The sequence below is a fragment of the Actinoplanes missouriensis 431 genome (assembly GCF_000284295.1).
GTDB classification, from domain to species: domain Bacteria; phylum Actinomycetota; class Actinomycetes; order Mycobacteriales; family Micromonosporaceae; genus Actinoplanes; species Actinoplanes missouriensis.
In genome coordinates this window covers 4282249-4303794 of sequence record NC_017093.1, presented here as the reverse complement: position 1 = coordinate 4303794, position 21546 = coordinate 4282249, and the positions used below count along the sequence as shown (strand labels likewise).

General features: G+C 71.9%; 21 protein-coding genes and 1 pseudogene. 7 read left to right on the top strand and 15 right to left on the bottom strand.

What is annotated here, in order from left to right; translation table 11 throughout:
* The first annotated feature begins 28 nt into the window (after positions 1 to 28).
* The 3 genes and pseudogenes from AMIS_RS20025 to AMIS_RS40675 form a co-directional block, all read left to right on the top strand.
* Positions 29 to 853, top strand: coding sequence for a polysaccharide deacetylase family protein (locus tag AMIS_RS20025; RefSeq protein WP_014444184.1), 825 nt, complete (start codon positions 29 to 31; stop codon positions 851 to 853).
* A gap of 67 nt (positions 854 to 920) precedes the next feature.
* A complete protein-coding gene (locus AMIS_RS20020; RefSeq protein WP_157434944.1) occupies positions 921 to 1283 on the top strand; it encodes a hypothetical protein in 363 nt (120 codons plus the stop codon).
* A 78-nt stretch (positions 1284 to 1361) separates the two neighbouring features.
* Positions 1362 to 5855, top strand: a pseudogene (locus AMIS_RS40675) (family 43 glycosylhydrolase); the annotation flags it as partial.
* Between the two features lie 434 nt (positions 5856 to 6289).
* Here AMIS_RS40675 and AMIS_RS44165 read toward each other — a convergent pair.
* A complete protein-coding gene (locus tag AMIS_RS44165) occupies positions 6290 to 7174 on the bottom strand; it encodes an RDD family protein (protein WP_041829925.1) in 885 nt (294 codons plus the stop codon).
* 27 nt (positions 7175 to 7201) lie between these two features.
* On the opposite strand from AMIS_RS44165, the gene AMIS_RS20005 reads away from it, so the two are divergent.
* Positions 7202 to 8185 (top strand): stage II sporulation protein M, encoded by a 984-nt coding sequence (locus tag AMIS_RS20005; RefSeq protein ID WP_014444180.1) that lies wholly within the window; start codon positions 7202 to 7204, stop codon positions 8183 to 8185.
* Here AMIS_RS20005 and AMIS_RS20000 read toward each other — a convergent pair.
* Complete coding sequence (locus AMIS_RS20000; protein ID WP_014444179.1) at positions 8164 to 9300, bottom strand: NADAR family protein; 1137 nt, start codon at positions 9298 to 9300, stop codon at positions 8164 to 8166. The two genes, AMIS_RS20005 and AMIS_RS20000, sit on opposite strands and share 22 nt — an antisense overlap.
* A gap of 9 nt (positions 9301 to 9309) precedes the next feature.
* Positions 9310 to 9888, bottom strand: coding sequence for a TetR/AcrR family transcriptional regulator (locus tag AMIS_RS19995; protein WP_157434942.1), 579 nt, complete (start codon positions 9886 to 9888; stop codon positions 9310 to 9312).
* Positions 9889 to 9996: 108 nt separating this feature from the next.
* Here AMIS_RS19995 and AMIS_RS19990 point away from each other — a divergent pair, with 108 nt between their 5' ends.
* Positions 9997 to 10737 (top strand): SDR family NAD(P)-dependent oxidoreductase, encoded by a 741-nt coding sequence (locus AMIS_RS19990; protein WP_014444177.1) that lies wholly within the window; start codon positions 9997 to 9999, stop codon positions 10735 to 10737.
* A gap of 52 nt (positions 10738 to 10789) precedes the next feature.
* Here AMIS_RS19990 and AMIS_RS19985 read toward each other — a convergent pair whose 3' ends face one another.
* The 7 genes from AMIS_RS19985 to AMIS_RS19955 form a co-directional block, all read right to left on the bottom strand.
* Positions 10790 to 11275 carry a hypothetical protein gene (locus AMIS_RS19985; protein WP_014444176.1) on the bottom strand — a complete coding sequence of 162 codons (486 nt, stop codon included), beginning with the start codon at positions 11273 to 11275 and terminating at the stop codon, positions 10790 to 10792.
* Between the two features lie 7 nt (positions 11276 to 11282).
* Entirely contained in the window at positions 11283 to 12218 is a 936-nt protein-coding gene (locus tag AMIS_RS19980) for an alpha/beta fold hydrolase (protein WP_014444175.1), read from the bottom strand.
* A gap of 363 nt (positions 12219 to 12581) precedes the next feature.
* Positions 12582 to 13901: a DUF58 domain-containing protein gene (locus AMIS_RS19975; RefSeq protein WP_014444174.1), complete on the bottom strand. Its 1320-nt coding sequence runs from the start codon at positions 13899 to 13901 to the stop codon at positions 12582 to 12584.
* A complete protein-coding gene (locus AMIS_RS19970; RefSeq protein ID WP_014444173.1) occupies positions 13901 to 14863 on the bottom strand; it encodes an AAA family ATPase in 963 nt (320 codons plus the stop codon). Before AMIS_RS19970 ends, AMIS_RS19975 begins: the two co-directional genes overlap by 1 nt.
* On the bottom strand, positions 14860 to 16140 hold the full coding sequence (locus tag AMIS_RS19965) for a DUF4350 domain-containing protein (RefSeq protein ID WP_014444172.1): 1281 nt from the start codon (positions 16138 to 16140) through the stop codon (positions 14860 to 14862). The genes AMIS_RS19970 and AMIS_RS19965 overlap by 4 nt, the downstream gene beginning before the upstream one ends.
* A complete protein-coding gene (locus AMIS_RS19960) occupies positions 16137 to 16715 on the bottom strand; it encodes a DUF4129 domain-containing protein (protein WP_014444171.1) in 579 nt (192 codons plus the stop codon). The genes AMIS_RS19965 and AMIS_RS19960 overlap by 4 nt, the downstream gene beginning before the upstream one ends.
* A complete protein-coding gene (locus AMIS_RS19955) occupies positions 16712 to 17524 on the bottom strand; it encodes a hypothetical protein (protein WP_014444170.1) in 813 nt (270 codons plus the stop codon). The genes AMIS_RS19960 and AMIS_RS19955 overlap by 4 nt, the downstream gene beginning before the upstream one ends.
* Before the next feature lie 44 nt (positions 17525 to 17568).
* On the opposite strand from AMIS_RS19955, the gene AMIS_RS19950 reads away from it, so the two are divergent.
* Entirely contained in the window at positions 17569 to 18018 is a 450-nt protein-coding gene (locus AMIS_RS19950) for a response regulator (RefSeq protein WP_014444169.1), read from the top strand.
* Here AMIS_RS19950 and AMIS_RS19945 read toward each other — a convergent pair.
* Positions 18009 to 18230: a hypothetical protein gene (locus AMIS_RS19945; RefSeq protein ID WP_014444168.1), complete on the bottom strand. Its 222-nt coding sequence runs from the start codon at positions 18228 to 18230 to the stop codon at positions 18009 to 18011. The genes AMIS_RS19950 and AMIS_RS19945 overlap by 10 nt on opposite strands.
* 121 nt (positions 18231 to 18351) lie before the next feature.
* The gene (locus AMIS_RS19940) at positions 18352 to 19236 is read right to left on the bottom strand and encodes an alpha/beta fold hydrolase (protein WP_014444167.1); all 885 of its coding nucleotides are present in this window, start codon (positions 19234 to 19236) and stop codon (positions 18352 to 18354) included.
* A 60-nt stretch (positions 19237 to 19296) separates the two neighbouring features.
* Between AMIS_RS19940 and AMIS_RS19935 the strand changes: the two genes are divergently transcribed.
* Complete coding sequence (locus AMIS_RS19935) at positions 19297 to 19638, top strand: hypothetical protein (RefSeq protein WP_014444166.1); 342 nt, start codon at positions 19297 to 19299, stop codon at positions 19636 to 19638.
* A gap of 518 nt (positions 19639 to 20156) precedes the next feature.
* On the opposite strand, the gene AMIS_RS19930 is transcribed toward AMIS_RS19935, so the two are convergent.
* From AMIS_RS19930 to AMIS_RS19920, 3 genes are read right to left on the bottom strand one after another with little or no spacing between them, the layout of a single operon-like run.
* Entirely contained in the window at positions 20157 to 20690 is a 534-nt protein-coding gene (locus AMIS_RS19930; RefSeq protein ID WP_041829922.1) for a GNAT family N-acetyltransferase, read from the bottom strand.
* A 42-nt stretch (positions 20691 to 20732) separates the two neighbouring features.
* On the bottom strand, positions 20733 to 21167 hold the full coding sequence (locus AMIS_RS19925; protein WP_014444164.1) for a hypothetical protein: 435 nt from the start codon (positions 21165 to 21167) through the stop codon (positions 20733 to 20735).
* The gene (locus tag AMIS_RS19920) at positions 21164 to 21529 is read right to left on the bottom strand and encodes a hypothetical protein (RefSeq protein WP_014444163.1); all 366 of its coding nucleotides are present in this window, start codon (positions 21527 to 21529) and stop codon (positions 21164 to 21166) included. Before AMIS_RS19920 ends, AMIS_RS19925 begins: the two co-directional genes overlap by 4 nt.
* Between the last annotated feature and the right edge of the window lie 17 nt (positions 21530 to 21546).

Below are 21546 nucleotides of genomic sequence, written 5' to 3'. Positions count from 1 at the left end.
TCCGCGAAAGCACAGGGGGATTCTCGCGATGACGGAATTCGTCAACAAACAGTCCGCGACCGGTGACAGGTCAGTCGCACAGGGACGTTCACGCCGCCGGATCGGCGCGCAGCTCGCCGTCGGCCTGGTGGCCGGCTCACTGGTGGTGGGCGCCGCACCGCAGGCCGGGCAGGCCGCGCCCGCGACGGTGACCGCCGCCGCGCCGGCCGCGAGCGCCGCCCGGCAGGTCCAGGCCGCCGAGGCGGCCGCGCTGCGGGTGCGCACCCTCGAGGTGGCCTATTCCGCCGCCGCGAAGGCCAAGCGCAAGACCGTCGCGCTCACCTTCGACGACGGCCCGTCGAAGTACACCCCGCAGGTTCTCGACATCCTCAAGCGCAACAACGTGAAGGCGACGTTCTGCATGCTGGGGAACAACGTGGGGCCGTACCAGAAGACCGCGAAGCGGATCGTCCGCGAGGGACATCGTCTGTGCAACCACAGCCGGAACCACCCGGACTTCACCGATCTGTCGACCAGCTCGGCGCGCTCGCAGGTGGTCTGGACCCAGAAGAAGATCAAGAGCGTGACCGGCCGGAGCCCGCAGGTCTTCCGTTTCCCGTACGGGGCGAGCAACTCCCGCACCCGCAAGGTCGTCCGTGACCAGGGGCTGCGGATCCTCGGCTGGACCGTCGACACGCGGGACTGGTCGCGGCCGGGCACCAGCGTGATCGTCAGCCGGGCGGTCGGCAACACCCGGCCGGGCGGCGTGATCCTGATGCACGACGGCGGCGGCAACCGCAGCCAGACCGTCGCGGCGCTGGACAAGACCATCAAGAAGCTGAAGGCCAAGGGCTACACGTTCGTCCTGGCCTGACCGGCGAGCAGTCCCTCGCACGGGTGGCAGGGCAGGCCGGATCGCCGGTGTCGTCGTTGGGCACGGCATGCGTAGAGCGCTTCTCCTCCCCGTACTCGTGCTGGCTCTTGCAGGTTGTGGCGCGGAGCCCGCGGCCGCCCCGGTGGCCGCGGGTGAACCGGCGTCCGCGGACGCCGACAAGGCGGCCTGCGCCGCGGTGAACGACGTGAACGCCGCGAAGGCGCACCTCGATCCGGCGCGGACCGGGCAGGCCGCCGAGGTCGCGGCGAAGGCGACCCAGGAGTCGATCCGCACGGCGGCCGGGACGGTGCGTGACACCAGCGCCGCGGTGGCGGCCGCCGCGCCGAAGCCGCCGGAGAAGCTGAACCTGGCGATGGCGCAGGCGTGGCTGAACCTCTCCAGCGCATGCGGGGAGATCAACGGGAAGTAGCCGCTGATACATAGAAGTTCTTGACATCGATTGTGTGAGCGTTAACACTTCGGCAACGCCTCCGTCACGGGAGATCACATGCCGCGTGTGTTAGCGCTCCTCATGTTTCTGTCCGTTCTGGTCGCCGGCTCCCCCGCGCAGGCGGCGCCCGACGACGGCCTTCTGCTCCACTACCGGCTCGACGAGACCTCCGGCACGGTCGCCGCCGACGCGTCCGGCAACCATCGCGACGGCGCCGTCCTGGGGACTCCCGCGTGGGACGGCGCTCAGGGACTCGGCTTCAACGGCACGAACACCTACGTCCGGATGCCGGACAGCGTGCTGCGCGACCGCGCCGCGATCAGCGTCGCCTTCGACGTGCGGATCGACCCCGCGCAGGCCACGCCGTACTTCCTCTACGGCTTCGGCAACACCGACGCCGGCACCGGGTACGGCAACGGGTACCTCTTCGCGACGGGCAACACGCTGCGCACGTCGATCTCGCTGAGCAACTGGGCAGGCGAGCAGAACATCCGCCCCGCCGACGGCCGCGCGCTGGCCCGGGGCGCGTGGAAGCACCTCACGTACACGCAGGCCGGGACGACCGGGACGCTCTACGAGGACGGCGTCGCGGTCGCCACGAACACCGCGATCAGCATCCTGCCGAGCGCGATCGGCGGCGGCACGACGACCGCGAACTACATCGGCCGGTCGCTCTACACCTCCGACAGGTACTTCGCCGGGCGGATGCGTGACTTCCGCGTCTACGACCGGGCGCTCACCGCCGACGAGGCTCGCGCCCTCGCCGCACCCGCGAACACCGAGGCGGTCGCGGCGGACACCGCGGCCCTCGATCTGGGCGACACCGCCGGGGTCATCGCCGACCTGACCCTGCCGTCCACGGCGGCCGGTGGCTCCGCGATCACCTGGTCCACCAGCGACCCCGGCCTGGTCACCGCCACCGGCAAGGTCACCCGTCCGGCGCGGGGGTCGCCCGACGGCCGGGCCACGCTCACCGCCACCCTGCGGCGCGGCGAGGCGGCCGGCAGCAAGACCTTTCCGATCACGGTACGGGCGGAGTACGGCGACCGGGAGACGGCGGAGGCGGCGGCTGCCGCTCTGACGGTGACCAACCTGGACGACGTCCGGGGGAATCTCACCCTGCCGGTCGCCGGCTCGTCCGGCTCGACCGTGTCATGGTCGTCCGCTTCCCCGTCGGTGATCTCCAGCTCCGGCGTCGTGCACCGATCGGCCGCGTCCGATGAGACAGTCGTTCTGACGGCTCACGTGACGTCGGGTTCGGTCACGGTGAATCGGGAGTTTTCCGCTTTCGTCCCGCGGCTGCCCGCCGCCGCCCCCTACGAGGGTTACCTGTTCAGCTACTTCACCGGTGAGGGCTACGCCAACGGCGAGCAGGTCTACAACGCCCTCTCCAACGGCAACGACCCGCTGAGCTGGCGCGAGATCAACAACGGTCAGCCGGTGCTCACGTCGACGCTCGGCACGCAGGGCCTGCGCGACCCGTTCATCATCCGCTCCCCGGAGGGCGACAAGTTCTACCAGATCGCCACCGACCTCAAGATCTACGGCAACGGGGACTGGGACGCCTCGCAACGCACCGGCAGCAAGTCGATCATGGTGTGGGAGTCGACCGACCTGGTCAACTGGACCGACCAGCGCCTGGTCCGGGTGTCACCCGACACCGCCGGCAACACCTGGGCGCCGGAGGCCTTCTACTCCGAGCCGCTCGGGGCGTACGTCGTCTTCTGGGCCTCGAAGCTCTACGCGGAGTCGGACACCGCGCACACCGGGTCGTCCTACAACCGGATGATGTACGCGACGACCCGCGACTTCCACACGTTCAGCGAGCCGAAGGTGTGGAAGGACCCCGGCTACTCCGTCATCGACTCGACGGTGATCGAGCACGACGGCGTCTACCACCGGATCACCAAGGACGAGCGGAACAACTCCTCGTCGTCGCCGTGCAGCAAGTTCCTCATCCAGGAAAAGTCCACCGACCTGCTCTCGCGGGACTACTCCTTCGTCGCCGAGTGCATCGGCAGCGGGGCGCTCAGCCGGGGCGAGGGGCCGCTGATCTTCAAGTCCAACACCCCGTCCCCGGACGGCAAGGACAAGTGGTACCTCTTCATCGACGAGTACGGCGGCCGGGGCTACGTCCCGTTCTCCACGACCGACCTGGACTCCGGGGTGTGGACGCCGGAGACGAAGTACAGCCTGCCGTCGCGGCCGCGCCACGGCACGGTCCTGCCGGTGACGAAGGCGGAGTACGACCGGCTCTCCGCCCGCTGGGAGGAGCCGGCCCCGGCCCGCGGGCTACGACTGCGGTACGAGTTCGACGAGACGACCGGGACCGTGGCGAAGGACAGCTCCGGCAACGGGTTCGACGGCGTCTACCACCGCACTCCCGCGTGGGGCGCCGGGGTGTCCGGCCGGTCGTTCGCGATGGCAGGTGGCAGCGACTCGCCCTACGTGACGATCCCGAACGGCGTGCTCCGGCAGGCGTCCGCGGCGACCGTGTCCACGTGGGTGAAGTGGCCGTCGTCCACCACGGTCAACCAGTGGATCTACGGTCTCGGCCCGGACAGCACGAAGTACCTGTTCAGCAGCCCCCGCAACGGGAGCAACGTGCTCTACTCGGCGATCACCGGCGGCTCGTGGTCGGCCGAGTCGAAACTGCCGTCGGCCGCTCCCCTGCCGGGCGGCAGCTGGCAGCATCTCGCCGTCACGGTCGACGGCGGCACCGCGGCGATGTACCTCAACGGGGTGAGGATCGCGTCCGCAGGCGGGGTGACCATCAAGCCGTCCGATCTGTACGACCCGGCGAAGACGTACAGCGGGTACGTCGGCAGATCGCTCTACGCCGGTGATCCGTACTTCGCCGGGGAGGTCGACGACTTCCGGATCTACAACACCGCCCTGTCCGCCGGGGAGATCCTCGCGCTGGCCGGCAAGGGCACATCGGTCGGCGCCGTGAGTCTGGCGCAGCTGAAAGTGGACGCGATCATCGACGACGCCGCTGCGGTGATCAAGCTGCCGGTCGCCGAGGGTACCGGCGTGACGGCGCTGGCGCCGAAGTTCACACTGGCGGCCGGCTCGACGATCACGCCGGCGTCCGGCATCGCACGGGACTTCACGAAGCCCGTCACGTACCGGATCAGCTCACCGGACGGCAGCGAGCGGGACTGGACCGTCCGGGCGCTGGTGATGAAGAGCCCGGTGCTGCCCGGCCTGTACGCGGATCCGAACATCAGCGTCGTCGGCGACACGTTCTGGATCCACCCGACGACCGACGGGTACGACGGCTGGTCGGGCACGCGGATCCACGCGTTCTCGTCGAAGGATCTCGTGCACTGGACCGATCACGGTGTGGCGCTGGATCTGGGTCCGGACGTGACGTGGGCGGACAACAGCGCGTGGGCGCCCGCGTTCGCCCAGCGCGACGGGAAGTACTACCTGTACTTCAGTGGCGGCATGGCGACCGGCAACACGGCGAAGCATCTGGGTGTGGCCGTGGCCGACTCGCCGGCCGGGCCGTTCACCGATGCGCTCGGCAAGCCACTGGTCGCAGCCGGCACGTACAGCGGACAGATGATCGACCCGGCCGTGTTCACTGATGACGACGGGTCGTCTTATCTGTACTGGGGCAACGGGTCGTCATATCAAGTCAAGTTGAAAAACGACATGACTTCATTCGAATCAAGTCAAGTCAAGACGTACCGGCCGGTCAACTACAACGAGGGCAGTTTCGTCGTCAAGCGCAACGGCACCTACTACTTCATGTGGTCGGAGAACGACACGCGCAGCGCCGACTACCGGATCGCCTATGCGACGGGCACGTCCCCACTCGGTCCGTGGAATGATCGGGTCGGCGTGATCCTGCAGAAGGATCCCGCGCTCGGCATCCTCGGCACCGGTCATCACTCGGTGGTACAGCTACCGAACAGCGACGACTGGTACATCGCCTATCATCGCTTCAAAATCCCCGGCGGCGACGGCACTCATCGAGAGGCCACCATCGACAGGTTGACGTTCGCACCGGACGGCTCGATCAACCCGGTGACGCCGACGCTGGAGAGCGTCAACCCGGTCACCGTCGCGTCAGCCGGACCCGACACCGCCGGCATCGAGGGCGCGAAGATCGCCCTGTCCGGCACGGTGTCGAACACCGCGAATCGCCCCGCATGGACTGTCAACACCACGTCGTGCACCGTCGCGAATCAACATGACCCGTCAACGACGGTGACCTGTGTTGACGACGGGGTGTACGAGTTGACGCTGACCGCCGGCGCCAGTCATGACACCACGATCGTCACGGTCGGCAACGCGGCACCGGTGATCACCGCTCCGGGTGGACGTCCCGCACCCGTCGCACCGATTGCCACCGGGACCACCGTGACCCGCCGGTTGCCGGTCAGCGACCCCGGCGCCGGCGACGCACTGACCTGCACCGCGTCGTTCGGCGACGGCTCGCAGACCACCGGCACGGTGGCGGGCGGTGTCTGCACCATCAGCCACGCCTACCCGGCCGCCGGGGTGTACCGCCCGCAGGTCACCGTCACCGACGACGACGGCGCCACGGCGACGGTCTCCCTGCCGCACGTCGTCACCTATGTCGCCGGCAGCGGGCAGGTGGCCGGCGGCGGCCGGCTGAGGAACGGCCCGGACTTCGCGTTCGTCGCGAAGGGCGGCGCCTACGGCGGCGGCACCTGGCTGCGCCTGCCGGACGGCCGGGTCTTCGAGGCGACCCGTCAGGGACCCGCGGTGGTCCTCGGCACGTCGGCGCTCTACACCGGGGTCGGCACCCTCGACGGCGCGGGCAGGCACCCGTTCGCCGTCGCGGTGACCGGCCGGATCCTGACCGTCACGGTGGCCGGCAAGACGTGGTCCGGTCCTGCAGCGGGCGGCGGCCTGGTGGTCTCCCCGAGGATCCGGGGCCACCACGGAGTGCTAGACGTTGAGGTGATGGCCGGTCGACCCCACCTTGCCGACGCTCCACGGCCGCCGTTTCATCCGGCGGGACTGCCCGGGCCGGGGGCGGCGGAGCGGATCGCTACCCCCGTACCCTCGGAGGTGGTGTTGATCTGTTCGGAGAGGGACCGGGCCGCCGGGAGCGACCCCTCCGCGCGCCGGCGGCGCTCGGCCAGGACGGCGGCGAGGTAGGCGTCCGGCGGCGTGCCGGGCGGTGGCGCCGGACGCACCCGGCCGGCGACCTCGGTGGCCAGCTCGTGGGCCAGCCGGGAGCGCTGCGGCTCGCGCAGCAGGTAGGCGCGGGAGAGGTACTGCCGGGCGGCGAGGGCGAGGCGGTCGTCGATCGCCGAGAGGTCGGCGACGGAGATCCACCCGGCGAGCGCGGGCGGCATCGGGGGGACCGCCTGCCAGGAGTACGGGCGGCGCACGTGCACCACCATCGTCCCGGCTGCCATGTCGCCGAGCCGGCGGCCGCGCGACGATCCGAGCATCGTGCCGAGGCTGACCACCCAGGTGACCAGCGGCAGGAGCAGACCGGGCCATTCCACCGCGAATCCGACGAGCGCCCGGGTGAACGCGTGCCGCGCCCGGATCGGCCCGCCGTCCTCGCGGATCACCCGCAGGCCGACCACCGCCTTGCCGAGGCTGCGGCCGTTGGTGACCGTCTCGACGACCGCCGGATAGCCGATCAACACGACCACGATCACCAGGCGTAACGATGTGTCGAACAACGCTTCGTCGACCAGGCTGGGCGGCAGCGCACGCAGCGTGAGCGAGCTGAGCAGCAGCAGGAACAGCACGAGCACGGCCTGCACGGCGATGTCGAGGGCGAGCGCGAGCGCCCGGGAGCCGAGCCGGGCCGGGCGCACGTCGAGCGCCACCGCCTCCGCGTTGACAACCCGCCCCGCACCCAGCACAGTCACCCGGACAGTAAACACGAAAGGCGCACGGTGGACCTCGACGCGTACGTGCTGGAACGCGCCGGCGAGTGGGATCGGATGGCGAACCTCGCGCGGCGGCGACGGCTCACCGCGGCGGAGGCCGACGAGCTGGTCATGCTCTACCAGCGGGCCGCCACGCACCTCTCCGTGCTGCGCCGGCGCGCCCCCGACCCGGTCGTCCTGGCCGGTCTCTCCGAGCAGCTGATGGCCGGTCGCGCCGCGATCAATCGCGGTCAGGGTTTCGCCTGGCGCTCGATCCCCCGGTTCTTGCTGCGGACCTTCCCGTCCGAGGTGTATCAGGCCCGCCACTGGTGGCTCCCGCTCGGCGCCCTGCTGCTCGCCGCCGGCATCGCTCTGACCTGGTACATCGCCAGCTATCCGCAGGTGGCCGCGCACTTCCTCACCGAGCAGCAGATCGCCGGGATGGTCGGCGGCGACTTCGTCGGCTACTACAGCAAGTATCAGCCGCAGAACTTCGCCGGCCAGGTCTGGACCAACAACGCCGTGCTCACCGCGCAGTGCATCGCTGCCGGCGTGCTCGTGCTGCCGGTGTTCTACCTGCTCGGCGTGAACCTGCTCAACATCGCGCTCGCCGGCGGCGTGCTGACCGGCGCGGGTCTCGGCGGCACCTTCCTGACGTTCCTCGCCCCGCACGGCCTGCTCGAGCTGACCTGCGTGATCGTCGGCGCGGGGGCCGGCCTGCGGATCGGCTGGGCCTGGATCGCCCCCGGCGAGAGCCGCACCCGCCGGCAGGCGCTGACCGACCGTGCGCGCTCCGGCATGCTGATCGCGATCGGACTCGTGCCGGTTCTCGCGGTCGCCGGCGCGCTGGAGGCCTGGATCACGCCGTCCCCGCTGCCGCCGGCCGCGCGGGTCGGCGTCGGCGCGGTGGTCTGGCTGGGTTTTCTCGCTTACGCACTGCTGCTGGGCCGGGCGGCCCAGTCACGCGGCGTTCCCGACGAGAGCGCGGCCTACGAGCTTCCTTCCGCCTGATCTCCGGTACGGGTCATGGCCCGCTCCCCGAGGAATCCGGCCCGCTCGGCCCGCAACTCGGCGCGGACCAGCTCCAGCAGGCGACCCATCCAGTTGCGTCCCTCGCTGCCACCGCTCCAGTAGGCGGAGCTCAGGTTGTACTCGATCCGGGCGTCCCCGGTGCCGAGCAGCACCTCGGCCAGGTCATCGTGCTGGCCGAACTTCGCCCGCAGCACCGCGTGCATGGCGGCGAGCCGCACCTCCGGCCAGTCCGCGCGGATCGTCGCCTGCCCGGCCGCCGCCTCCGCGTCGGAAGGGGTGACCGTGTCCCGGATCGCCTCCCGCGCCGCGTCCTCGGTGACGGCGAGCGCCCAGTAGGCGTGCACCGCGCTCGGGTACGTCCGCCCGCCCATCTCGATCGGGGTGGGCCGCTCGTTGCGCAGCCACACCACGTCCGGCTCGTCGGGGAAGCGGCCCAGCACCGCCAGCTTCACGGTCGGGTGTTCCGGCTGGTCCGGGCCGTCCAGGGGCCTCGACTCCGCCCACTCCCCCGCTGATTGGTCCCGGCCGTCGAAGTAGGCGAACGCCTCGGCCCGGTCCTCCTCGGTGACCGGCTCGTCGTCCGGCCCGAGCGGCGCGCTCAGCACCTGCAGCGGCCAGTCCCGGTAGTCCATGTCGCCGAGCGCGTAGACCCGCAGGTGCTCGGGGATCGCCAGGTACGCCCGGCGCAGCGCCTCGCGGTCCTCCTCGGCGCGGCTCGCCAGGTACCTGTCGAGAGCGGCCATGCACCGGCTCGTCGAGTCCGGCCGGCCGTTGAGCTGGTCGATCTCGTCGGCGACCTCGCCGAGCAGGTCCTCGGCGGACACCGCCGTCATCGGATCGGTCAGCACCCAGGACGCGAGGTGATGGGCCGACGCGGTCACGCCCGGTTCGAGCGCCGTCGCCACCCAGCCGCTCTCCAGCTTGCTCCGCAGCCCGTCGAGGTCGACCCACTCCCAGCAGTAGAGAGCGCCGTCCGCGAAGATCAGCAGATCGGTCAGAAAGTAGTTACGGCCGTTACGAATGAAGATCGGCCGCCACGTGCCCTCGATCCGCTCGCCGTCGACGGTACGGTACGTCCTCCGGTCCAATGCCACCGCCGCAGTCTAGGACTGTTGATCCACTGTCTGCCCGATGAGGACTCTCAGGTCCGAACCGGAAATCTGTTCCTGCAGGAAGACGACCCGGTAGACCAGGTACCCCATCCAGGCGTGGGCGGTCACCGTCACCGGGAAGCCGGGCGGAAGCTGCTCCCTCCGGATCCCGCGTTCCAGGATCTCCGCCAGGCCCTCGAACCACGGGTGCAGGATGTCGCGCAGGTCGGCCACACCGGCCTCGCCGCGGGAGCTCATCGCGCCGGCCACCACGCTGGCGTCACCGTATTTCGTCAGGGTGCCGAGCATGGCCTCCAGCTGGGTATGGGCGTCGGCCATCACCGTACCCAGGTCGGGGGTGGAAAGCGGCGCGAGCCGCGACCGGACCGCATCGGTGACCACCGCGGCCTTGTTCGGCCACCAGCGGTAGAGCGTCATCTTGGCCACGCCGGACCGCTCGGCGATCCGCTCCATCGTGACCCGGTGATAGCCGATCTCGTTGAGCAGCTCCTCGGCGGCGGTCAGGACCGCCGCGTGGGCCTGGGGGTCTCGCTTGCGGCCGGCTCCGGGCCTGGCTCCTCCGACGGACATGACGTCCATTCTCCGGCAGTCCCGGGCGACGCAGATCACAGGGCTTAGAATACGATACGAGACGTATCGTAAACGAATCAAAGCCGCACCACATGAAGGAGCAGGACGATGGCTCGATTCGATGGCAGGACCGCGCTCGTGACCGGCGGAGCGAGTGGCATCGGCCGGCAGACGGCGCTGCGGCTCGCGGCCGAGGGTGCCACGGTCGTGGTCGCCGACGTGCAGGACGGACCCGGCGCCGAGGTGGCGGCCGCGATCGAGAAGACCGGTGGCACGGCGCTCTACCTGCACCTCGACGTCACCGACGAGGCCGCGTGGGCATCCGCGGTCGCGGAGGTGCAGTCCCGGTTCGCCGGCCTCGACATCCTCGTCAACAACGCCGGCCTCGGCCACGCGGAGACCCTCGAGGAGACCACGCTCGCGCTCTACGAGAAGGTCGTGGCGGTCACCCAGACCAGCGTCTTCCTCGGCACGAAGGCGTTCGCGCCGCTGCTCAAGGCCTCCCCCGCCGCCGCGGTCGTCAACATCAGCTCGATCTTCGGGGCGTCCGGCGGATTCGGGACGTCACCGGCGTACCACGCGGCCAAGGGCGCCGTCCGTACGCTGACCAAGAACGTCGCCGTCGAGTGGGCGCCCCTCGGCATCCGGGTCAACAGCATCCACCCCGGTTTCATCGAGACCCCGATGATGGGCGACACCGACCAGGAGCCGTACGTGGCGACGACGCCGCTCGGGCGGGTCGGGCGGCCGGAGGAGGTCGCGGCCGCGATCGTGTTCCTGGCGAGCGACGACGCGTCGTTCATCACGGGCGCGGAGCTGTTCGTGGACGGCGGGTACATCGCCCGCTGAGCCTCGGGGGCCGCGTTCTCACGGGAGGCGCGGCCCTGTTTCACGTCCGGCGTCAGGCTGCCACGCGTTTGCGGCGGCGTGCCGCCGTGATCGCCCCGGCCAGCCCGGTCACGATGCCGGCGAGTGCCAGCAGCGCGGCGCCGAACCGCAGGTACAGCTGGGTGCTGAAGTCGTGGATCAGCGGCGGGTCGCCGAGCGCGAGTGCCGCGTCCCCGGTGCACGTGATCTCATAGGTGCCGGGCGGCTCGGCGGTCACCAGCAGCGCGCCGCGCCAGGTCCGGCCCTCGCCCTCCACCGTGAGATCCTCGTCCCGCACCGACCGCGCCGACCACGGTCCCTCGATGTCGGCCGGTTCGCAGCGCACGTCGACGGCGCCGGCCGACCACACCATGAACTCCCCGCCGGGCACGTCCAGCACCGCCGGCGCGCCCGGCTGGAAAACCTGCTCCACGCTGCCGCCGACCCGCACCCAGGACAGCGCGGCCAGCGCCACCGCGGAAACCAGCAGGAGCGCGGCGGCAACAGATATCCGATTCACGGAGGCATTATGGGGCCTCGTCCCGGAGGAAGTCGATCAACTCCGCGCTGACCTGTTCCGGGGCCTCCTCGGCCTGGTGATGTCCGCTGTCGATCAGCCGGTGACGCAGCGGGCGGCGCAGCCACGGCGCCCAGATCTTCGCCGGGTCACCGTGGATGTCGAGGTCGTCGCGGACCGCTTCGAGCAGCATCGCCGGACACTCGACGCGACGACCGGCCGCCCGGTCCGCCGCATCGTGCTCCCGGTCCACACCGAGACCCGCCCGATAGTCCTCGCACATCCCGTGCACCACGGCCGGATCCCGCAGCGCCGCCCACAGATCGGCGTGATTCTCCGCGCCGATCACCTCCGGGCCGGGCGTGGTGTACCAGGCGTCAGGGTCCGCGGTGATCACCCGCTCGGCGGGCTTGTCGGTCTGCCCCAGGAACCACCAGTGCCACCACACCCGGGCAAACACCTCATCGGTACGTTCCAGGTGCTCGATCACCGGGAGACTGTCCATGACGACCAGGTGGGTGACCGCCTCCGGATGATCCATGGCGGTCCGGAACGCGACCAGGGCGCCCCTGTCATGGCCGACCACCGCGAACCGGTCGTGACCTAGACGGTTCATCAGTCGGACTACGTCGCCGGCCATGGCGCGCTTGCTGGACTGCGCGTGGTCAGGCCGGCCGGGGTGGCCGGGGGCGTCGGGGGCGTCGGGGTGGCCGGACCCCTCGGGTTGGCCGGACCTCTCGGGCGGGAGGGTGGATCGGCCGTATCCGCGCAGGTCGGGCGCGACAACGGTGTGCCGGGCGGCGAGGCGGGGCGCCACCGCGTACCAGGTGGTGTGGGTGCGCGGGTGGCCGTGCAGCAGCACGACCGGGGTGCCGGAGCCGCCGTGCCGGACGCGCAGCGAGACGTCGCCCAGGTCGATGTGGTCAAGCCGAAAGCCGTCGAACATCCACAGTGGTTACCCGGCCGGCGCCCGGTTACGCCCAGTCCAGCCGTCGCCGGTCAGCTGGACGCCGGAGCGGCTCGCAGGGTCGATCAGCGCACACGTAAGCCGTTCGTGTGCGCTCGGAGCGCGCCGGGCTGATCGCGCGCCCATCGGCGGTAGGTGCACGCGATCACCATGCTCGTGCGCTGATCGCCCTCGGCGGAGCAGAGGCCGGGGATCGTGGAAACGTCGATGCCGGCTGGCGCTCAGTGTTCACAAACCGGACGCCCGACAGCACCAGCAACCAGCCGGCCGAGTCGAGCTGGCTCCCAGTGCTGCCACTGACCCGTTGGAGCAGCGCTGAGCACCGGCCGGACCCACCAACCGCTACAACCGCCCCGTGGCCTTGAGCAGCAAATAAACGTCCACCACCTGACCCGCGAACGCCCCCGCATCGGCGTCCACCACGATCGCCCCGTGCCGGCCGAGCACCTCCCGCACCCGATCCCTCTCGCTCAGCACCCGCTGCGCCGCCGCCGCCGTGTGCACGTCCGACACCGACGCCGACGGCGGCACCTCGGCGAGCCGGGTGACGGCCGGGTCCCGTACCCCCGCGATCAGCACCTGGTGGCGCGCCGCGAGGCGCGGAAGCAGCGGCAGCAGCCCTTCCACGATCGGCGCCGGCTCCAGAGCCGTGAAGATCACCACCAGCGACCGCTTCTGGTCACGCCGCAGCAGCGACGTGGCGAGCGCCGCCCAGTCTGTCTCCACGGCGGACGGCACCAGCGACGCCATCGCGTCGATCAGCCGTTCCAGCTTCGACGCCGACGCCGCGGCCCCGGCCACCCGGGCCCGCACCACCGCGTCGAGGGCGATCAGATCCACCCGGTCCTCGGCACGGACGGCCAGCACCGACAGCAGCAGCGCCGCGTCGATCGCCGCATCCAGGCGGGGCGCGTTCCCCACCCGGGCCGCGGACGTACGACCGGTATCGATCACGCACACCACGCGCCTGTCGCGTTCCGGCCGCCAGGTCCGGACCATCACGTCGTTGTGGCGTGCGCTGGCCCGCCAGTCGATCGAGCGGACGTCGTCGCCGATCACGTACTCGCGCAGCGCGTCGAACTCGGTGCCGTGCCCGCGCCCGCGGGTCACCGACGAGCCCTCGATCACGCGCATCCGGGCGAGCTTCTCGGGCAGGATCCGCCGCGACGGGAAGTGCGGCAGCACACGCAGCACCCAGGGCGGGGAGATCGCGGCGTTCCACCGCCGGCCCCGTTGCCGGTACGCGACACCGAACGGCCCCAGAGAGCGGAGGATCACGTGGACCGCCGGCCGGTCACCGTGCCGTACCGGATTGAGCTTGATCGTCAGCGCCTCGTGCGCGCCCCGCGGCAGCCACACGTCGTGCCGGGACGGCCACGCCCCGGCGGACGGCACCCAACTGTCGCGCACGTGCAGGCGCAGCGGCCGGCGGCCGGTGTTCGTGACGGTCAGCGTGACGGTCGCGGTGCCGCCGAGCCACACGGTCCGGTCACCGGCGCGGGACAGCCGTACCGCGGTCAGCGGCCCGGCGACCGCGACGTCGATCGCCGCGACCGCCACCGCGAACCCGAGGACGATCAGCAGACCGGTCCAGGGCGACGGCAGCAGCGCCGGCAGCGGCAGCCCGGTGAGCAGGATCAGCGCGAACCGGCGGGTGACCATCAGCGCGGGGCGGGCACGGCGGCGAGCACCCCGGCGAGGACCGCCGGCACCGTCGCGCCGTCGAGTTCGGCGTCGGCGCGCAGCCGCACCCGGTGGCGCAGGGCGGCGATCGCGTACGCCTTCACGTCGTCCGGCACCACGTAGTCGCGCCCGGACAGCCAGGCGTACGCCTTCGCGACGGCGAGCAGGGCGGTCGCACCGCGCGGGGACGCGCCGAGTTCCAGCGCGGGGGTCTGCCGGGTGGCCCGGCAGAGGTCGACGACGTACGCCAGGACCGGGTCGGCGACGGCCACCCGCTGCACCGCGGCGCGCCCGGCGGCCAGGTCGGCGGGCCCGGCGACGGGGGTGATCCCGGCGGCCTTCAGGTCGCGCGGGTCGAATCCGTGGTGGTGGGCGCGCAGCACGCCGATCTCGTCGTCGCGTTCGGGCAGGGGGACGGAGAGTTTGAGCAGGAAACGGTCGAGTTGCGCTTCCGGGAGCGGATACGTCCCCTCGTACTCGATCGGGTTCTGGGTGGCCGCGACCAGGAACGGCTGCGGCAGCGGCCGGGGCGTGCCGTCGACGCTGACCTGGCGTTCCTCCATCGCCTCGAGGAGCGCGGCCTGGGTCTTCGGCGGCGTCCGGTTGATCTCGTCGGCGAGCAGCAGGTTGGTGAAGACCGGTCCGGGGCGGAAGTTGAAAGCGGAGGTGCGTGCGTCGTAGACCAGCGAGCCGGTCACGTCGCCGGGCATCAGATCCGGGGTGAACTGCACCCGTTTGGTGTCCAGGTTGAGCGCGGCGGCGACGGCCCGCACCAACAAGGTCTTCGCCACCCCGGGTACGCCTTCGAGCAGCACATGCCCGCCGCAGAGCAGCGCCACCATGACCCCGCCGACGACCGCGTCCTGCCCGACGACGGCCTTGCCGACCTCGGCGCGCAGACGGCTCAGCGCGTGGCGGGCCTGTTCGGATTCGGCGGTCACGATTCTCCTTCACCCGTCCGGTGCGTGACCTCACGCACCAGTGTCTGCATGTTCTGCGCGGCTGCCACCAGCTCCGCGTCGGTCTCCGGCGGGTCGCCGCCGAGCACACTACGGACGTGGTCCGGTGACAGCCCGGCCCGCCCGGCGATCTCGGGGAGGCTCGCGTCGCGCGGCAGCCCGAGGTGCTCGGTGAGACGGCGCCGGGCCGCCGCGCGCAGCACGTCCAGGGACGGTTCGCGCGCCCGGGCCCGCTGGTAGAGCCGGGCGTGGCCGAGCATCGTCTCGTGCGCGGGCACCCGGGACGGCAGCGGTTCGGCGACCGGGGCGCCGAGCCGGCGGGCGGCGGCCGCGGCCAGGGCGAGCAGCGCGAGCGCGGCGAGCACCAGGGTGGCCCAGAACCCGGCCGGGAACGCGTCGGTGAGCGGCGGCCGCGCGGCCTGCCGGCCTCCGGCGTCCGGTGGCGCGCCGGGGGTGCCGGTCGCGGGGCCCGGCGGCGGGGCGGGCAGCGACTGCTCCTCGCTCGGCAGCTCGACCGGTGACGACGCGGTGGACTCGGACGGCTCGGGTTCGGCGACCCGGTTCTCCCGCTCGTGCAGGTCCAGCCAGACGACCCGGTCGCCGCCGAGCAGGGCCGTCGCGAACGCCTCGTTGGCGTGCTCGCCGATCCGGTCGTTGCGGAACGGGTCGGCGGCCCCGACCAGGATCACCGTGACCGGTCCGTCGTCGCACGCCACGAACCCGCCGCCGTAGCAGACGACCCCGTCCGGTGCCGTGTACTTCTGGCGCAGCACGGCGGCCGGGCCGGGCAACAGCGGCAGTTCGCAGTCCTTGGTCACCGCCTTGGCGGCCCACCGGGTGCCGGCGTGGCCGATCTGCCAGCCGGTCCGCTCGATGTCCCGCAGCTCCGCCCCGGCCACCACGATCCGGGTGTCCGGCGGCAGGCCCGTCGAGTTGCTGAGGCTCTGCAGGTCGACGAAGGAGGGCGCCGGCACGAACAGGGTGACGCCGGGCTTCTCCCGTACCCGATCGAGGGCCTCCTCGGTGCCGGTCACCGGGACCACCTCGGTGCCGCCGGCGCGCAGCGCGGCGGCCAGCCGGGCACTGCCGGCGGCGCCGCTCGCGCCGGGGTCCAGATAGCCGGGATCACCCGGATCGGGCTGCTCCAGGGCGTGCGCCAGCAGCGTGGCGAGGATCAGGCCGAGCAGGGCGGCGAACGGCAGCACGATCCGCATCCGCCGGTGGGTGCGCGGGTTCAGGCCGCTCAGCAGGCGCCTCATCGCGGGCCTCCGACGTCGTCGCGGATCTCGTCGGTGAGCCGGCGCATCCGCTCGTCATGCTCGGCGGCGGCCGGGCGGTGGCCGTACCAGACCTCGGAGAAGAGCGCGGTGGCCTCGTCCATGGCGGGCGCGACGCCGGGGCGGGCGCCGGCCGTGGCGTCGGCGAGCTCGGCGGCGGTCGTGCCGGGCTGCGGGGTCACCACGCCGGCCCGGGTCAGGTCGGTGACGGTGTCGCGCAGGCGCTGGCGGATGGCCTCGGCGTAACGGCCCTCGGCCGCGAGCCGGTCGGCGTCCGGCTCGGTGGGTGACGCGTGGTCCCGTACCCGATGGGGCTGGTGAAGGTGATCGTGGGGTTCGGCGCCCCGGGTGGCGGGACGCCGGCGGGTGCGGCGGCGCGGGAGGCGCAGGTCGATCCGGGGCATCCGCAGGTGCGGCCAGCGGCGCGGGACCCAGACCGGGAAGGAGTACCACAGGAGGGCGCCGACCAGGGTGATCAGAAACAGTCCGAGCAGGACCAGGCGGGCCGGCACCACATCGAAGACGGCGGCCACCCACTCGTCGTAGGCACGGGTCATGCCGCGTCCACCAGGGCCGCCGAACCGTCGCCGCCGCGGGCGCGTTCCCGCCCGATCTCGATGTCCAGACCCTCACTGCGGATCCGCGTCTCCACCAGCATCGCCGCATCCAGGCAAGCGAGCGCCGGGTAGGCGACGGTGTTCGCCAGGCCCCACGCGATCGGCACCACCCAGGCCACCACGCCGTCGTCGACCGTCCAGCCGATCTGCGAGGCGATCGCGACCCAGCCGGTCCCGAGCGCGAACCGGACCACGAACCAGCTGCCGTAGCCGAGCAGCCTGATCAGGGCCGGTCGCAGTCCGTCACGGGTGGCGAGCCGGGCGGACCGGCGGAACGGATGACGGGCACGGCCGAGGGTGAGCGCCGGGGTGGCCATCCCGATGAGCCCGTAGACGATCAGCCACGGCACGAACCCGAAATAGGCGGCGAACGCCGACACCACCCCGGCGACCGTCGCCGTGGCGAGGACCGCTCCCGGACGGCTCAGCAGGCGCGCCCGGGCGCCGGTCAGCGCGGACCCGGCCGCCACGCCCGCGTAACCGCCGAGCAGCGCGACGATCGCCGCCTCCATGCCGAACCCCGCCGCCACGACCAGCCACCATCCGCCCAGGTCACCGAAGTCGGGCAGGAACGCCGGCGGGGTCAGCCCGGCCCGGTCCCGCAGCCCGGCGAGGATCAGCTGCTCAGCGGCCACCAGCGGCGCGGCGATCGCCAGCAACGGCCAGGCGCGCCGGCGCAGCAGAGCGGCGCCCGCGTCGAGGAGTTCCCCGGCGGTCATCGGCCGCATCGGCAGAACTTCGGGCGCCATGGCGGGCAATCCTAGGTGATCACCCTGCAGTATTGTTGGCGGCTATGTCGGGGCTCTCGCGGTTGCAGCACGTCCTGGTGGTCGACGACGACCCCGCGGACACCATGATGATCGAGGAAGCGCTGCTCGGCGTCGCCACCCCGCCCGTCGTGCACACGGTCGAGGACGGCCGGGAGGCGCTCGACTACCTGCGCCGGCACGGCCGGTACGCCGGCATGCCCCGCCCCGATCTGGTGCTGCTCGACCTCAACATGCCCCGGATGGGTGGCCACGAGGTGCTCAACGAGATCAAGGCCGACGACGACCTGAAGAGCATCCCGATCGTCGTGCTGACCACGTCGACCGCCGCACCGGACATCACCGCGAGTTACGCGAAGCACGCCAATGCGTATGTCTCCAAGCCGATGGACCTGGAGTCGTTCGAGGCCGCGGTGCGCCAGATCAACAACTTCTACAGCGAGATCGCGATCCTGCCCGCCCTGCGTCAGGGCTGACGCGGAGCGTCACCCGCGGCGCCCGTCTGCAGCACCCGCCGGAGCGCGGCCACCTCGTCGGCGAGCGCCAGCACCGCGTGCGCGTGCGCGGCGGCGATCACGGCCGGGGTGCCCGGCAGTCTCCCGGCGACGCTCGCCAGCAGTTCGTTGGCCAGGTGCCGATGGCTCGCCGACGTCATGTTCTCCCCCGCTCCGAACGACTTCGCGATCATGTACGAGTGTGGCAGGCGGAGTCACGCAGGCGTCGTGCATGACTGTCATTGCCAGCTGGTCACGCGGGCGTCGTGCATGGCCGTCATCGCCGGCCGGTCACGCGGGCGTCGTGCATGGCCGTCATCGCCGGCCGGTCTCGCACGCGTCCAGGAACGCCTCGATCCGGTCCGCGACGAGGTCCGGCGAGTGCACCGGCAGGTCGTGCGACGCGCCCGGCACGATCTCCACCCGCGCCGCCGGCATGACACGCCGCAGTCGCTCCGCGACGTCGGCCGACCGATACAGCGCGCTGCGTTCGCCGAGCAACACCAGATGGGGTACGGTCACCGCGCCCAGTTCCGCGTCGGACATCGCGGCCGGCAGGGGCAGCCGGCGCCGGAACGACATGGTCAGCGGCAGCAGCGGCATCAGCTCGTCGTCACGCAGCGTGGCGTTGCGGACCACCCCGGCGAGCCGGCGGCCGACCGGTCGCGGGCTGACCCCGGCGAGCCCACCGGCGAACAGCCACACCCAGAACCGCAGCCCGATCGCCCCGAACCCACCCGGATCCAGCAGTGTCAGGCTGGCGGCCCGGCCGGGGAACTCCAGCTCGTACCGGAGCGCGGCCCACCCGCCGTAGGACATGCCGACCAGGTGCGCGCCGTCCAGCCCGAGCCCGTCGAGCGTCTCGTCCAGGCAGGTCACGACGTCACGCTCGGTCGTGAGGGCCCGCGTCTGCCGGGCCGCCCCGGGCTCACCGATCGGGTCGAGCGCGATCACCGGGCGACGGCGGCCGAGCCGCTCGGCGTAGTGGTACCAGGTCACCGCGTTCCCCCCGGCGCCGGGCAGCAGCACGACCGGGGTGCCGGTGTCCTCACCGCTGCGATAGGCGACCGCCTCCCCGAACCCGGTCGTGACCCGGATCGGCGCGGTCCCGCCGGGCAGCAGCCGGGCCAGCGCCGCCCGGTACGCCACGTCGAACCGCTCCCGGGCCCGGTCGCTGGTGAAGGCGCTGATCGTTTTCATGGTGCAAACGTATCATTTAAATCCGTGGATGGCCGCGTCGTGGTCTGGCACGCTGGCCGGATGACACGAGCAGGGCTGGTCCGGCACGGGTTCGCCGTGCTGGTCTTCCTGCTGATGATCGGATCCGGGGTGGATCTGCTGGCCCACCGTGCGGCCGGTCTGGGCGCGCCGTTCCTGATCGCCGGCGTGGCCGGGGTCGCCGGGTCGCTCGCCGTGATGCTGGGCCACCCGCGCGCCGCCCGCATCGGCATGCTGGCCGGCGCGGCGGCGGCCGCGGGCGCGGGATGGGCGCTGGCGCCGGGCGGGATGGACCGAGGCTTCGTGATCGCGGCCGGCGCGGTGGCGGGAGGGGCGCTAGCGGTGTTTGCCCTGCTGGCAACCCCGAAGCGGCACCCGTCGTGATCGCGCGGTAGCCGCCGCCCTTGCCCGCCCCGCCCCGCGCCGTCCCGCGCCCGTGCCGCCCCGCGCTGTGCCGTGCCGTGCCGTGCCGTCTGGTCTAGCCGGCGCAGAATGTTGTCGCCACCGCCCTCACAACCAGCCGGTCCAGCCGGTCCGGCCGGTCCGGCCGGCGCACAGCGCTGCCACCACAGCCCTCACGACCAGCCGGTCCGGCCGGCGCACAGCGCTGCTGGAACGCCCACCGACAGCACTGGCAACCAGGTCGTCCCGGCCGGCTGGCGCTCAGTGCTCCCGCACGCCTGTCCCGGCGACACTGAGCGCCAGCCGGCCAGCGGCGATCCACGATCTACAAGCACCAGCGCGGAGCCGTCCGCCACGCCGCGCCCGTTCTAACGCCTAAATCCGATAAGTCGCCCCGCCCGGGCAGCCAACGCACAGGGGACGGCGCACGCCAGGTACGGCGCGCACGCGATGGACGGAGCACGCTATGGACTGCGCACGCCCGGGACTGCGCACGCGTCTCAGGGTTTGAACTCACGCAGGATCTCTGTGCCCGAGCCCGCCGGGGTTGTCGGGTCGACGGCGAGGCGTTCGGTCTCGACGAAGCCGGCCTTCTCGGCCACCCGGCCGGAGGCGAGATTCGCCGCGTCGTGGCGGATCACCACGCGGTCGATGCCGGGCAGCGTCAGCGCCACCCGGGTCAGCACGCGCACCGCGGCGGTCATGTGGCCGCGGCCGGCCCACGGGGTGCGGATCCAGTAGCCGATCTCCAGCGCGCCCGGGCCGACCCGGGTCATCAGGCCGATCGAGCCGATCACGTCGCCGACGGTGGTGAACAGCGCGTAGTTGAACTCGGTTCCGGCGGCCCAGCTCTCCACCGAGCGGTCGATGTAGGACCGTGAGGCGGCGAGGTCGTAGCCGTCGTTCGCCCACGGCATCCACGGTTTCAGCTCGGGCAGCGACTCGCGGACGGCGGCGGTGGCCTCGGGCGCCCACTCCGGTTCCCAGCGTTTCAGGACGAGGTCACCGGCATTGATCATCTCGGGTGGTTCCATGCCGGGTAGCTTGCAACCGGCACAGGACCAGCGCAAATCCATTCAGCGGTACGTGATGATGAGGAACGGCCACTTCTCGGCCAGCCAGCGGGTCACCACGACGGTCAGAGCCTCATCCGCGTGAGCCCGGTCGGCCCGCACCCAGGAGGACACCCGCACGTCACCGGGTGGGCCGGGCTTCAGGTAGACGCAGCCGATCACCTCCCCGGTCGCCGGGTCGAGCACCGCGTACGCGAAGTCGGCCCGTGCCGCCGAGCGGGCCGCATGGCTCTGGAGGTCGGCGAGGTTCTCCGCCAGGGTCATCCCGCCGGGCGGCGGCCAGTCCCCGCCGAAGCCGGGCGTGGACCTGATGTGCTCGATGCTGGACATCCAGGCGGCGTGGTCGGCCTCGTTGTGCTGCGGGCCGAGCAGCTCCAGCCGGAAACCGCCGGCGGAGTACGACTGCGGGACGGCGAACGACTCGTCGACGAGCGTCACGACTCGCCGTCCAGCCGCTTCACCAGGGCGGCGACGAGCGCGGCCCGCTCGGCCTTCGTGACGTTGGAGCCGCGGATCTCGTAGTCGCCGATCTTGACGGAGAACTCGTTCGGCTGGCGGCTCACCCAGGACGCCACGATGTCCATCAGCGACTGCACGACGATCGGGGCGAGGGTCACCACGAGCGCGCCGACGGCCAGTGCCTCGCCCGGTTTCGCGCCGGGCGGGACGGGCCCGCCGCCGGGCACCACCCGGTCCACATCGGTCTCACGGATCTCGGCCAGCAGCGTCCGGGTGCGGCGGTCGATCTCCTCCGCGTCCACACCGTGCCCGTACACCTGAAGAGTCAACTCGCCCGCCATGCGCGGCACCCTACTCC

Coding starts and splice junctions, on each gene's coding strand:
- AMIS_RS20025 (WP_014444184.1), top strand. CDS start 29: ATGACGGAATTCGTCAACAAACAGTCCGCGACCGGTGACAGGTCAGTC.
- AMIS_RS20020 (WP_157434944.1), top strand. CDS start 921: ATGCGTAGAGCGCTTCTCCTCCCCGTACTCGTGCTGGCTCTTGCAGGT.
- AMIS_RS19995 (WP_157434942.1), bottom strand. CDS start 9,888: ATGTCCGTCGGAGGAGCCAGGCCCGGAGCCGGCCGCAAGCGAGACCCC.
- AMIS_RS19990 (WP_014444177.1), top strand. CDS start 9,997: ATGGCTCGATTCGATGGCAGGACCGCGCTCGTGACCGGCGGAGCGAGT.
- AMIS_RS19980 (WP_014444175.1), bottom strand. CDS start 12,218: ATGTTCGACGGCTTTCGGCTTGACCACATCGACCTGGGCGACGTCTCG.
- AMIS_RS19975 (WP_014444174.1), bottom strand. CDS start 13,901: ATGGTCACCCGCCGGTTCGCGCTGATCCTGCTCACCGGGCTGCCGCTG.
- AMIS_RS19965 (WP_014444172.1), bottom strand. CDS start 16,140: ATGAGGCGCCTGCTGAGCGGCCTGAACCCGCGCACCCACCGGCGGATG.
- AMIS_RS19960 (WP_014444171.1), bottom strand. CDS start 16,715: ATGACCCGTGCCTACGACGAGTGGGTGGCCGCCGTCTTCGATGTGGTG.
- AMIS_RS19955 (WP_014444170.1), bottom strand. CDS start 17,524: ATGGCGCCCGAAGTTCTGCCGATGCGGCCGATGACCGCCGGGGAACTC.
- AMIS_RS19950 (WP_014444169.1), top strand. CDS start 17,569: ATGTCGGGGCTCTCGCGGTTGCAGCACGTCCTGGTGGTCGACGACGAC.
- AMIS_RS19945 (WP_014444168.1), bottom strand. CDS start 18,230: ATGATCGCGAAGTCGTTCGGAGCGGGGGAGAACATGACGTCGGCGAGC.
- AMIS_RS19940 (WP_014444167.1), bottom strand. CDS start 19,236: ATGAAAACGATCAGCGCCTTCACCAGCGACCGGGCCCGGGAGCGGTTC.
- AMIS_RS19935 (WP_014444166.1), top strand. CDS start 19,297: ATGACACGAGCAGGGCTGGTCCGGCACGGGTTCGCCGTGCTGGTCTTC.
- AMIS_RS19930 (WP_041829922.1), bottom strand. CDS start 20,690: ATGGAACCACCCGAGATGATCAATGCCGGTGACCTCGTCCTGAAACGC.
- AMIS_RS19920 (WP_014444163.1), bottom strand. CDS start 21,529: ATGGCGGGCGAGTTGACTCTTCAGGTGTACGGGCACGGTGTGGACGCG.